Below are 13,105 nucleotides of genomic sequence, written 5' to 3' on the forward strand. Positions count from 1 at the left end.
CTCCTACTTTTGTTGAGTTATTAACCCATAAAATTACTTGTTTTGAAACGCTGCTTTTCCCTTATTTAGAAAAGCTTTCATGCCATCTTTCTGGTCAAGTGTTGCAAAACAAAGTCCGAATAATGTCGCTTCAACCTCATTGCCCTCTTCAATCGAGACATTTGCACCTACATCGATCGCTTTTTTTGCATACTTAACCGCAATTGGTGCTTGTGATGCAATCAATTCAGCAGTTTCAAGAGCAACTTCAAGAACATTATCCGCTGTAATGCCATTGATCAAACCAATTTTTTCAGCATGCTCAGCATCAATCATTCTTCCAGTATAAATAATTTCTTTCGCTTTTGCAATCCCTACGACCCTTGGTAATCTTTGTGTACCTGCAAATCCTGGGGTAATCCCAAGTGAAACCTCAGGCTGACCAAATTTCGCCTTTTCATGAGCATATCTCAGATCACAACTCAGAGCAAATTCAAGCCCACCACCCAGTGCAAAACCGTTTACTGCAGCAATAGTAACCTTCTCCATCTTCTCAACTGCTCTGAAAACACTTTGTCCAAGTCTTCCAAATTGCCGACCCTCTTCGGCGTTAAGTGATGCCATCGCTTTGATATCTGCACCCGCAATAAAAGCTTTGCCTGCGCCTGTAAAAACAACAACCGTTATTTCAGAATCTTGTTCCAATTCCGCGATCAATGTTTTAAGCTCGTACAGTGTTTCTTCATTGAGGGCATTCAGAGCGTTAGGTCTGTTAAAGGTAACAATCCCTATTTGGTCCCTCTTTTCGAATAATATGTTTTCCATATCTTCTCACCTTCCCTATGTTTTGTGACTTATATCAATGAAGCAATGCTTCGATGATAAACCCTATTACTAACAGTTCCACAGCAATGATTGTTGGATACAGGCCTCTGTACTCGATACTTTCATTTTCGGGTGTTTCCGAATTTGTCGATTTTTTTTCATCTATTGACCGTGTTACATCATCATATTGATTATGCGTAAAAAATGAAAATCTCGTCTTGGGAGAGCCTATAAATCCATATGCAGCTACGAGCATTGCCGCTGATGAACCCGCTAGAACGGCCATGTAAGCCCCTTGTATAAACCCCTTCTTGAGCAATAGACCCGCTAATCCACCTACTAGAGCAAATCCCCCAGCATAAATCACACCTCTGACAAGTGCTTTAACTATTAATTCCGTTAGACGCTTCATTTAACCTCTCCTTAAAATTCATACTTGAGAAAAACAGTTGCATAACCAAGTAAAATCACACCACAGACCACCAAGACATCTGCAACATTAAAGATTGGAAAATTGATAAATTTAAATTCAAAAAAGTCTACAACATAATTGAGTCTCGCTCTGTCGATAAAATTGCCTAACGCGCCTGAAATAATGAGCATATACGACAATTTAACCACTATTGGATCACTTATCTTAATCGCCTTTGTCATCATACCTAAAAGCACAGCAATAATCAATAAGGTGATGATGATTAAAAGCAATTGTTTATCGCGTAATATACTAAATGCGGCACCCGTATTCTCTGTATAATGAAATCCCAGAAATCCTGGAATAAAATCCATGCTCTTTTGTGGCATCAGATGGGTTACGGCCCAATATTTTGTCAATTGGTCCACTGCAACAGCCACGAGTATCATAAAAAAATAAATCATAACACCTCCTATTGTAATGGGGAGACTAATCTGCCCAAAGCTTCTAACACTTTATTTGTAAATGGCCTCTTTTTAAAATGATCCCATATAAATTCGTTGCATTCAGTCAGATCCTTTACAAAATCTTCTTCCAACCGTATAATCGTCGGCACATCGTAAATAAAGGCATTCACTTCAAAGTTGATTTCAAGGGATCGAATATCTAGATTTGTGGTACCAACCGTTGCCGACAAACGATCTACAATCATAATTTTCGAATGTATAAATCCATTTTTATATTGATATATTTTGACGCCAGCCTCAAGCAAGGTTTCAATATTGGATTGAGATGCCCAGTACACAAAAAAGTGATCTGGTTGTGAAGGAATAATAATGCGCACATCTACACCACTTAAAGCTGCGGTCTTTAGGCCCATCATCAAACTCTCTTCTGGAACAAGATAGGGCGTTGTAATCCATATTTTATCAGTGGCAGATGCCATCATCTTATAAAAAGCTTGCAAGATAGCCTGCCATTCAGAATCTGGTCCCGAAGCAACCACTTGCATCAAGGCTTGTTTGTGAATGGCATGTTCAGGGAAGTAATCCGCGCCATCGATTAATTGCTTGGCTACATAATTCCAGTCATTTAAAAATATAGTTTGAAGTGCATAAACAGCCTCACCTTTTATTTCTAGATGTGTATCTCTCCAGAAATCAAATCGATCTGATTTTCCAAGGTATTCATCACCAATGTTTAATCCACCCACAAAACCAACCGTGCCATCGACCACGACAATCTTTCTATGATTTCTGTAATTTAGATCTCTTGAAAAAAGTGGAAAGGCAACCGGAAAAAATGGATAAACCTCTACCCCCGCTTTTTTAAGGCTTTCAATATAATACTTAGAAAGTCTAAACGAACCGACTGCGTCATATATAATTCTGACCTTAACGCCTTTTTTGGCCTTTTCAATGAGCAATCTTCGGATATCATTTCCAATCTGATCATCTTTAATGATAAAGTACTCAATGTGTATATGCGCCTTCGCGCGCTCTATACACCCGACTAAGCGACTGAATTTGCTCATGCCATTTGTAAGTACATTAATTTCATTATTAAGGGAAAACGGCGCCTTCGCGTTGGTTAAAAGGAGTTGCATGAGGCGTTTATTATGTGCATTTTTACTGTTAGGTAAATCGATATAATCAATTAGGCCTTGTTGAACTTTTGCAGCATGTGACAATCGATCTGAATCGCTTAGATGTTTACTTTTAGAAAGCGATTTTTTACGATAACTTCTTCCAAAGAGAATATAACACAAAAAACCGAGCAAGGGAATCAGTGTTAACACGAGTAGCCAAGCCACTGTACGAGAAGGATTCTTATTCTCTAAAAATATCACGATGGCAATCCACAGGATATTAATTCTAAATAACCAGTATATCGTATTAAAGGCGATTTCAATATATCTATTTTGATTTGCATGTTGAGCCAGCCAATAATAGCCAAGCCATAAAGAGCCCGTGACTAAAAGAGTCAATAGAATGATCAAAACCCGCCTAATTAAACGTTCCATAAAACCCCCTCCTTTTGAGTGGTCATCAAAGCATATACTCAGTCCGCTTCGCTACCTTCGTAACACTTGCACAATCCTATCGGATTGCATTCAGTGGGCGTTTGGACTCCCACTGAATTAGGAATATGAACCCCCACTTTGAGAAGTGGGGGACATCTCCTCAAGGGTTATAATATCTCAATTCCTAAATTTGGCTTCAACACGATAGATGAGAAAACCTTTTTTAGAAAATTTTTCTTCATACTCTGTCATGATATTTTCAAGATCATTTTGTGAATGTAGATCAAGTGCTATATTTTTCATAATCATATCTAGTGCACAAAACTCGTTGAGAGAAAACTCAAACAAGGCTTGGTTGTCCGTTTTAAAATGAATCCAACCGTCTTCTTTAAGAACAGATTGGTATTTTTTCATAAAATCTCTATAAGTTAAACGTCTTTTATAATGCCTTTTTTTAGGCCAAGGATCGCTAAAGTTCAAATAAATCCTCGAGAGCTCATCTGCGTCAAAAAAATTATTGACCTCATTCAAATCAATCATAATCATTTTTAGATTAGGCAATTTCACTTTAGCTGCATGTTGAGCGGCTTTTAAAATGACTTCAGTGATCACATCTATCATGATAAAATTGACATCTGGATGACGCTTTGCCATTTCAATAATAAATCGACCTTTTCCACCACCAAATTCCGCATGAATCTCATGATCATTTCCAAAGACTTCATGCCACTTACTCTTCTTGCTTGCTGGGTCTACCACAAAAACTTGATCATAAGTAACCAACTCTTCGAACGCCCCTTTTATTTTTCTGACTCTCACTTTATACACCTCTTATTCAATCTCTATTATAGCAAATTCAAATCAAAAGAACATCCTTAAATAAAGATGTTCTTCTTGTTATTGCAAATAGGCTTAAGCCTCTGTAAACATTTTAGGATTATCGCTCCATTTTAAAAGCGTTTCTTTGCTGCTTTCATCTACGTAATTTTTCTCTACTGCAATTGGCAATAATGTCTTATAATCTGTAAGCGTATCAAATAGAACGCCTTTTTCATTAAAAATTTCATCCACTTGTGCAAAGTTATAACTGAAGATTGCTAAAACACTTAAAACATCTGCGCCTTCTTCTATTAATGCTTCACACGCCTTCATTGAACTGCCGCCTGTAGAAAGTAAATCTTCTATTAAAACCACTTTACTACCTGGTTTTAAATAGCCTTCTATCTGCTTTCCTTTTCCGTGTCCCTTAGGATTGCTTCTGACATAAACCATAGGCAAATCTAAAATTTGAGCCACCCATGCTGCATGTGGAATACCTGCTGTAGCTGTCCCCGCGATGACATCAACTTCTTTATACTTTTCTCTGATCCTATCTGCAAATCCATTTGCAATTAAATCCCTTACTTTAGGAAAACTAATCGTCATTCGGTTATCACAGTAAACGGGTGATTTAATACCAGAAACCCATGTAAACAACTGATCTTCACCTACTATTGAAACCGCTTTAATCTCTAAAAGGGCTTCTGCAACTTGCCTTGATATCATCTTCTGCCTCCTACAACTTTATAATTTGACTATTGTTAGAGCGTCAAAAGCCAGTTTCACACAAACCCTCTAACTATTGTATTTTCTTAAATGCACCCTCAGAATAATTGTTTTTCGCATTCCACAACAAGAATTCGTGTATGCCATTATCCTCAAGCGCTTTAATTTGAGCTCCAACTTCTTTTGCACCATATGAGATATGTCCTTTTACCCATCCCGCTGTGAAATCTTGAATCCAAGGTCTGATACGTGCTGGTGTCATCACATTTGTATTTCTATCAAACGCATCTTTTAATGAGCGATCAATCGTTTCATATGGAAAAGCATCCGGAACCGATAATCCAAAATTGTTTGTGCCATAGTGACTTGGATACATCATCGGACATATATAATCCACGACATTCGTTACAGCTTCCCAGTGTTGTCCGATACCGACATCGTTGATAGACGTCGCTGCCCAACCAAATACGTCTGCAGCGATGTAAACGTTATACGGTTTAAGTTCTTCATAGGCGTGCATGAGATACTTCTGTATCGTAGCCGTCTGTGACTCATTTTCAGGATTTCTATAATCTATATTGACCTTTTTAGAAATCGCAGGGAACCTAACATAATCGAATTGGATTTCGTTGAACCCCCATTTTGCCGCTTCCTGAGCGACACCTATATTGTAGTCCCAAAGTTCCCTATTATGTGCCGAAGCCCATAACAAACCGTCTGAATCACTATACAGATTTGATGTCCCTGCATAGACAATTGCCTTATCTGGATTAGCTCTTGCATAAAGGGGTGACTTAAAGGTAACAATTCTTGCGATTAAATAAATATCATGTGCTTTTAACTTATCCATGAAAGCCTGCATATCTTTAATGTAGATATGTTCATTGGCTTTAGGGTTGTATTTTTCGGCTGCTTCTGAATAAAATAATAAAAAGCCATTGTCGTCTTTTACATCAATCACAAGCGCATTGAGTTCCGTTTTATCCAGTAGATCGATCAATGTATCCAGCTTGCTCGTTGCAGCCGAATTGCCAGTCATGTATGCGCCTTTGACAACCACTGCAGGGTTGTCTACAAAATCTTCATTTTTACCGAATGCCGTATAATCCGCATCCTCATAAGGGTTTGCAATGAGATCCATTGGCGTCTTTACAAGCTGATCAAAAGGAACATACCCTAGGACAGTTCCATCAAACTGATCTGAAACCTCTGCAAATGTCGTGTTACCCGACTCATCTTGAATATAAGTCAAGACGTATATAGCCGTTTTGGGGGCAATGGTAGTCACCTCTGATTGTTCCCCGCTGTATTGATCGTAAACGACTGCCCCTTTTTTACCTGTATAAAATGTATTTTCTTGGATGATTTCTTTATTGGCTTCCGCTTTGAGTCTAGCTTCTTCCTCTGCTTTAAGTCGTGCTGCCTCTTCTGCTTTGAGCTTAGCCTCTTCTTCTGCTTTAATGCGTGCTTCTTCTGCTATTCTCGCCTCTTCTTCGAGTCGTGCTTTTGTTTCAACAGCTTCAATTTTCTTGTTTTCCACATAAATAGTGTATTGGTTAATGCTAAATGCACCAACCAATACAGCTATCACTAAAATAATGCTAAATGTGATTATTTTTTTTTGCTTCATTTAATTCTCCTAATGGCATATACCTGTTGTCAGATTTCAGTGCTTCTACTCCGCTGTTGCCGCTTTATTGATTTTAATCCACGACCACTATCATCGCTTCGTTTAATACAATCCAATCATATAAAAATTCAGCATGGGACGTTGGATTTCGAACGCATTTATGTGATAAAGGAACCGTTCCAAGTGTATACGAATATTCGATTAAGCCTGGATCTATAGGTGAACCCACTCTTTTTTCTGAATAAACAGCTTCATGCAATAGAACCCCTTGTGCATCGTATTCAGCTGACTTGACAAGTTCTTGAACCTTGTTCCACCTGTAATTCACAGGAAATCCATGCAAATATGCGCCACCATTGAATCGAATTGCATAAGGCGCATAGCCATCAAGTTCTTTCGTTTTATCATCTAAATATAGAAATTTTTCTTTTTTCTGAATGGCCGCATAAGTCCCTGGTACTGTGGGTTCTTTAAATTGCGCTTCCACCCCAGTTGTTGCATAAGACAATGATTTTAATACCCACTGGCCTTCAGTTAACTGATAACTACTGATATTTTGATTTTTAATATCTACGAAAATCACTTGATTCATCTCTTCAACTTGATTCTGGAAAGACAAATATTTTTTAGGAACATACCCTTCTGAACCATGATCAAATACATGCACTTTATAATAACCATTTTCAGCACCCAATACGTCTACCACAAGTCCATCTGGTAAATATCTGAGCTCACTACTACTATCTGCCGATTGGTATAAAGGTGCAGACTGATCTCTAGTGTTTCCAAACGCATCCTCTTTTTTACCCTTGTAAAGGGGTGCATAGCCATTGACATTTTTATAGTTGCTTATTTGAGCCATATTATCGTATTTGCTAAAATAATCTACAAGTTCATCAATTTGCGTTTTAACAAGATCAAGTCTGAACGTCCTAAAATTTACAATTTTCGAATAGACATAGCCCGTTTTGATTTCACTTTTTTCATACCAGTAAACACGATACCACTCATCACTGTCTGACTTTGTAAAATGTTGTCCTCTTACTTTCTCAAAGACATTCATCTTCCCGTAAAAGCCCAATTGTTTAACTACAGGACTGCTGGTATCTGGTTTTTGTCTAACATTCACCGCATTGCTTACTGCGACAACATAAAAATAACCAATATTATACTGATTGTATTCTATGTTTTCCACATCCATACCCTCAGGCTGTGTGAAAGAATAGGATTCCAATAATTCTACCCCTTCATTGTTCAATATAACGACGTCAGCCGTGGCACCTATGGCACTTTCAGATGTGCCCTCTACAACATTTTCTGTCGTATCAACTTCTGTCTCTACAATGGGTACATCGCTCTCTCCTACACTATTATCGATCACCTTACGCCCTAATGAATCAACATCTAGAACAGTTCCAACAATTTCATCTCTCAACATTTCAGGTCCTGCATATCCTATATTGAAAGTAAACATCAATAAAAATGCAACCAAAACTGACATCATTCTGATTTTCTTATCTGTCATATAATCCCCTTCTTAAGTTCTAACCCTTCGTTTCTTGATTAGAAACGTTTCTTATCTATCTCTATTGTATCAAATTTAGTGTTTAAACACCATCACGGAACCTTTAATTTTTCATTACAACTCCATTGCAAATTCGTCCCATGCCTTCTATCTCACATTCAACAAGATCTGTATCTTCAAGATATTTAGGTGGATCAAACCCCATGCCCACACCCGCAGGTGTTCCGGTGATCATTATATCGCCTGGGATAAGCGTCGTACCCCTTGAGAAGTCTTCGATCAATTTTTCAATTGAGAAAATCAATTGATCTGTAAGCCCTGTTTGCCTCAACTCGCCATTTATTTTACAAGTGATCTCAAGGCTTGGCGGAAATGGGATCTCATCTGCTGTCACAATATAAGGCCCCATTGCCGTAAAATTATCTAAGGATTTCCCTTTGTGCCACTGTATATGTTTCGTTTGAAGATCTCTTGCTGAATAATCATTAAAGACGGCATATCCAAAAATAACATCTTTTGCCTCTTCTGCAAGTACATCTTTGCATTCCTTTTTAATAATCAACCCCAGTTCCACTTCATAATCGACTGCAGTGGTTATCGAAGCATCAATAAAAAGAGCCTCTGTAGGTCCAAGTATTCGATGCGCCATCTTTGAAAAGTAGATGGGGTCTTGAGGTATACCCGCCAGATTAGCGGTTTTGCCTTCAAGCTCTTTTGCATGTTCTAAATAATTTTTGCCCACACAAATTAGGTTTCTAACGGGCTTTGGAATAGGGGCTAAAAAGGAGACCTCCCCTGCGGCAATACTTTTCGTAGAATCTCTTTTTTTTAGTATTTCGCTACGAATATCATCCCAGTTCTCAACGAGTTCATGAAAGCTGTCAACTTCTATGCCTAACATTGTATTTATAGGGTAAACACACTCTGATTCAATAATACAATAACCGATTTTTTCATCTTTATGCAAACAATTTCCAATTTTCATTTGACCTCCTGTATAAGCTGAATTCATTTTTTTAAAGGGTTATTATCCAGTCCATAACATTATCTTATTTGTAAACTAAAAACACAAGAATTTTTCAAATATTTTTTTGTGTTTTAGGGTACAATATAAATAGTCGAAGCTAAAGTTGGAGGTAGATTATGAAAATTCATTTTTTAGGTGCTGCCGGTCACGTTACTGGCTCCATGTATCTTGTAGAAACAGAGCAACATCGTTTTTTAATCGACTGCGGACAATTTCAAGGCACTCTTACCGAAGAACAGCTTAATTATTCACTTCTTGATTTTGATCCAAAGACTTTGGATTTTATGATATTATCGCATGCCCATGTGGATCACTCTGGCAGAATTCCACTTCTTGTCAAAAAAGGATTCACAGGTAAGATCTACTGTACCTATCCCACCATGTACTTGGCCGATATCTTACTCAGAGATTCTGGGAAAATTCATGAGTCTGAAACCGATTGGGAAAACAAAAAAAGAGAACGTGCAGGTCTTGAAAAAGTGCTCCCGCTCTTCACAGAAGATGATGCAGTGGAAGCCATCCAATACCTATATCCTCTGGATTATAACCACGAAGTTGAACGAGATGCCTCTATGACCTTTAAGCTTGTCAATGCAGGACATCTCTTAGGTTCTTCTTCTGTCATTATTGATTATACTGAAAACAGTGTTTCTAAACGCATCGTTTTTTCTGGCGATCTTGGGAACAGCACCAATTTCCTTCAAGAAAATCCTGAAACCATTGAACGCTCTAATTATCTTGTTGTGGAATCGACTTATGGCGATAGACTTCATCAAGATATTGAAACCCGAACAGATAAGCTTGTGGACATTATTTTACAGGCCTATGAAGAATGTGGCACGGTGATCATCCCTTCGTTTGCGGTTGGGAGAACACAAGAAATTATATTTGAACTCAATCATTATATCCGAACACGCCGTACAGAAAAAGCGATTTTATTAGATCAAATTCCGATTTATGTAGATTCACCCTTGGCACTTGATGCCACTTCCATCTATTCAAAGAGCAGTCATTACATGAGCGAACTTATAAAAAGCTACGGCGAAAGCCCCTTTATTTTAAAAAACTTACATCTTGTCAATTCAAACGAAGAATCCATCGCCTTAAATAAAAATCATGCTCCAAAAGTGATTATTTCCGCAAGCGGCATGTGTGATGCGGGTAGAATCAAGCACCACTTAAAACACAATCTTTGGCGAACCTCTACACATATCATCTTCATTGGCTATCAAGCAGAAGAGACCCTTGGTCGAGCTATAAAAGATGGTGCTACAAAGGTGCGTATCTTGGATGAGGACATTGCCATTAAAGCACATATTCATTCCATTTCAGGATTTTCTGGCCACGCTGATCTCAATCATCTTCTTGGGTGGGTCAGCCCTATTGAGGGCCTCGAAAAGATCTTTGTCACGCATGGTGAATTTGAAGCTTCTCATTTTTTTAGAGATCGCCTCAAAGAACTCAAATCTTGTGAAATTGTGATTCCAAAACTCAACGATTCATTCGAGCTCTAAACCACTACTGCGTAGTGAAGCTAAAAGGCACTCATAAGAGATCATTTCAGCTCTTATGAGTGCCTTTAACCTCTCATTTCAAAATCTATTTTTTCCGTTTGCCAATCGTTAAGAGTAACCCCAATGCCATCGAAAGAAACGCTGCAGCTAGCACACGATACTCCCCTGGTAATAAGAAGGTTAAAGTATGCGCTGGAATCCAGAAAAAGGGCACTGTTTTAAAAATCACAAATGAAATAAAGCCATACCAGTCTATCTTATTAACGACTTGACTCACTGTTGGTTTGGATATACCTTCGCCAAACTTAAGGTCTATATAAGTATCCGTATATCTATGAAAAGCCATCATCGTTGGCGCGAAGGTTAAATTCATTAAACAACTCGTAAAAAATGCAAATGCAAGTGTGCTGCCTTTTCCAATGAGATATCCCTTTTCAAGTGCCGCCATGGTTCCCGCTGAAAAAATTTGAAAAATCAAGGTAATCACAATCCCTAGAATCCCCCAAATGATGGCTCTATAAACAAACCCTTCCGATTTTTTATAATACCCCTGATTCAAACGCGTTACAAGCATTTCGCCCATAGTTGCAAGTAAAGCAAATTTTAAAAAACCACCTACATAAGGATGTGCTGTTGTTACACTGATAAAAACACTATGTGTTGGTTCTAAGGATACAAAAGCCACAAACAGAATCAGTATGGCCCCCCAAATGAAATCACCTTTTCTCAAAATAACCCTCCTAAAAATATAATCTGAATAACTTCATCTATTATTATAGACGCAAAAAGACAGCGATTCAACAAATTTAATAAAGTTTAAAATTTTTGTTGAACCACTGCTTCTTATCAAGCACTAATAATATTAATCAGAGTGTCAAATTGTCTTTTTAATCTTTTATGTGTTCATCTTTCATAAAATACTTGGACGCCAACTCATTTGTAGCAGATAGTTTAAAGTTTAGCTTATCGATGAGCATTAACAAGAATTTATTCCCCAGCACCGGATTTTCATCAATCATGTGCTCAAGTTCACTCTGTTTCATTTCAAGCACTTCCGTATACTCTTCTGCAATCGCATCCACAAAATGAAATTCATTAACCAGCGTTGTTTCACCTAAAAGCCCTTGAGTCGCAACGTGTCCTAATACGATCTCCTCGTTGTTGTCATCTCTTTTAGCGATTCTTATACAACCCTTTAAGATAATGTAAAAGGCTTCATTAACATCCCCACTTCTAAAGAGAATCTGATTTTCCTTGTATCGTCTTGTAGAGACGATATCGATAATCCGTTCAAGCTCTTTGTCTGTAAAAATATTGAAGAATGAAATTTCCTTTAGAGACTCCTTGATTTCCACGCGATCCACTGTAACGAACTTTTCGATTTCTTGAGCAGCCTTTTGTCTTGAAAGGTTGTTGAGCTCCATTTCGTTACGAATGACTGTTCTGTGAATGCCTGTGAGATCGATGAGTTTTATCCACATTTTTTGGGCATCCCTATAGGTTTCAAAAGTATCAAACTTTGGAATGGCTTCATATTTGCTCAAATAAATATTCTCAATTGCGCCTCTACAATCATCCACTTTGCCTTCAGCTAAATAATCAAGCGCCAACAGTATATTGGTTTTATAAATTTTATCCTCTAACGCATCGGTTAAAAAATCACCTGGATAAGGCATAAAATCTTCCGCGGTTACCTTTTTCATATTGCTGTGTTCCATTTGATTGTCAATCTTGGATTTTTCATACAAAAATCTATAAATATCTTCTCGTGTTCTCTTCCAAACTGGATGATGCTTTGGTGGTGGCAAGTGCTTGATATTGAGTTTATTATCTAAGAAGAAATCGAAACCAAACATTTTGGCATTGATCAAATAATCAATATCTTCTCCCCTTGAGACTTTAGGATCAAAAGGGACAATCCTAAACATGTTTTTATGAATCACCATAAGACCCCCAAAAGCAAACGGCGTGATCTTTATTCTTGGGCCCGCAGAAATAATTTTATCGAAAGCCTTTGCCTTAGAACCAAATCGATCCCAATAAGTCATCCAAGCTTGCATTTCCACGTCATCATAGTATTCGTCTTTTTTATTGAGATAATAGCCTGCAACACCGTAAATGATAGAACCATATTTGCGTTTGCCCATGAATTCCACAGCCATATCAATAAAATCTGGTTTTTCAAAGACCTCATCGTCATCAATGAGAATAACTGCATCCCCCCCTAATACCTGCCCCGCATAGAGGCAAATATTTCTGACATTTGAATACCCTTTGATGTTGAGCAGTTCCAGTTCTTCCCTTAAGCCCTCTTGGTGTAATATTTTTTTTATATTTTCTAAATTATTAGGTGTGAAAATGTATGTTTCCACTATAATCTTAGATTTCTCAACAATTTCCTTCGTTTTGCGTTCAGCAACCTCTGCAATCTTGTCGGTTGTTGGGCAAACTGGAATTACCAATTTAAAGTTTTTGTTGTTCAACAGCTTAATGCTCTCAAGCGTACGACCAAGGGTTCCCTCTTCATCTATGGGTGTCGGATGGTCGTAAACGGCATCGCCTTCTTGCCATCCCTCGATTCTTGACCTTTGCCAATAGGTCGGAATTACCATTACGATTCTCATG

12 protein-coding genes are annotated in these 13,105 nt (G+C 38.0%); 1 reads left to right on the forward strand and 11 read right to left on the reverse strand.

The window, feature by feature from the left end:
- Positions 1-33: 33 nt before the first annotated feature.
- The 9 genes from F3D3_RS03530 to F3D3_RS03570 form a co-directional block, all read right to left on the reverse strand.
- Positions 34-804 (reverse strand): enoyl-CoA hydratase-related protein, encoded by a 771-nt coding sequence (locus F3D3_RS03530; RefSeq protein ID WP_069871252.1) that lies wholly within the window; start codon positions 802-804, stop codon positions 34-36.
- Positions 805-838: 34 nt separating this feature from the next.
- Positions 839-1,216, reverse strand: coding sequence for a hypothetical protein (locus tag F3D3_RS03535; RefSeq protein WP_069871254.1), 378 nt, complete (start codon positions 1,214-1,216; stop codon positions 839-841).
- 11 nt (positions 1,217-1,227) lie between these two features.
- Entirely contained in the window at positions 1,228-1,680 is a 453-nt protein-coding gene (gene lspA, locus F3D3_RS03540; protein ID WP_069871256.1) for a signal peptidase II, read from the reverse strand.
- Between the two features lie 8 nt (positions 1,681-1,688).
- Positions 1,689-3,239 (reverse strand): cardiolipin synthase, encoded by a 1,551-nt coding sequence (gene cls, locus F3D3_RS03545; protein ID WP_084388802.1) that lies wholly within the window; start codon positions 3,237-3,239, stop codon positions 1,689-1,691.
- Between the two features lie 177 nt (positions 3,240-3,416).
- Complete coding sequence (gene trmB, locus F3D3_RS03550) at positions 3,417-4,058, reverse strand: tRNA (guanosine(46)-N7)-methyltransferase TrmB (RefSeq protein ID WP_069871257.1); 642 nt, start codon at positions 4,056-4,058, stop codon at positions 3,417-3,419.
- 93 nt (positions 4,059-4,151) lie between these two features.
- Complete coding sequence (gene pyrE / locus F3D3_RS03555; RefSeq protein WP_069871259.1) at positions 4,152-4,784, reverse strand: orotate phosphoribosyltransferase; 633 nt, start codon at positions 4,782-4,784, stop codon at positions 4,152-4,154.
- A 73-nt stretch (positions 4,785-4,857) separates the two neighbouring features.
- Positions 4,858-6,414, reverse strand: coding sequence for a putative glycoside hydrolase (locus F3D3_RS23205; RefSeq protein ID WP_084388803.1), 1,557 nt, complete (start codon positions 6,412-6,414; stop codon positions 4,858-4,860).
- A gap of 73 nt (positions 6,415-6,487) precedes the next feature.
- Positions 6,488-7,939: an SH3 domain-containing protein gene (locus tag F3D3_RS03565; protein WP_069871260.1), complete on the reverse strand. Its 1,452-nt coding sequence runs from the start codon at positions 7,937-7,939 to the stop codon at positions 6,488-6,490.
- A gap of 103 nt (positions 7,940-8,042) precedes the next feature.
- Positions 8,043-8,924, reverse strand: a complete 882-nt coding sequence (locus tag F3D3_RS03570; RefSeq protein WP_069871262.1) for a fumarylacetoacetate hydrolase family protein — start codon at positions 8,922-8,924, stop codon at positions 8,043-8,045.
- 158 nt (positions 8,925-9,082) lie between these two features.
- Here F3D3_RS03570 and F3D3_RS03575 point away from each other — a divergent pair, with 158 nt between their 5' ends.
- A complete protein-coding gene (locus F3D3_RS03575; RefSeq protein ID WP_069871264.1) occupies positions 9,083-10,480 on the forward strand; it encodes an MBL fold metallo-hydrolase in 1,398 nt (465 codons plus the stop codon).
- 85 nt (positions 10,481-10,565) lie between these two features.
- Here the strand turns inward: F3D3_RS03575 and F3D3_RS03580 are convergent, their stop codons facing one another.
- A complete protein-coding gene (locus tag F3D3_RS03580) occupies positions 10,566-11,210 on the reverse strand; it encodes a hypothetical protein (RefSeq protein WP_069871266.1) in 645 nt (214 codons plus the stop codon).
- Positions 11,211-11,367: 157 nt separating this feature from the next.
- Positions 11,368-13,104, reverse strand: coding sequence for a cyclic nucleotide-binding domain-containing protein (locus F3D3_RS03585; RefSeq protein ID WP_069871268.1), 1,737 nt, complete (start codon positions 13,102-13,104; stop codon positions 11,368-11,370).
- Position 13,105 lies beyond the last annotated feature (1 nt).

This window comes from Fusibacter sp. 3D3 (genome assembly GCF_001748365.1).
GTDB lineage: Bacteria > Bacillota > Clostridia > Peptostreptococcales > Acidaminobacteraceae > Fusibacter_A.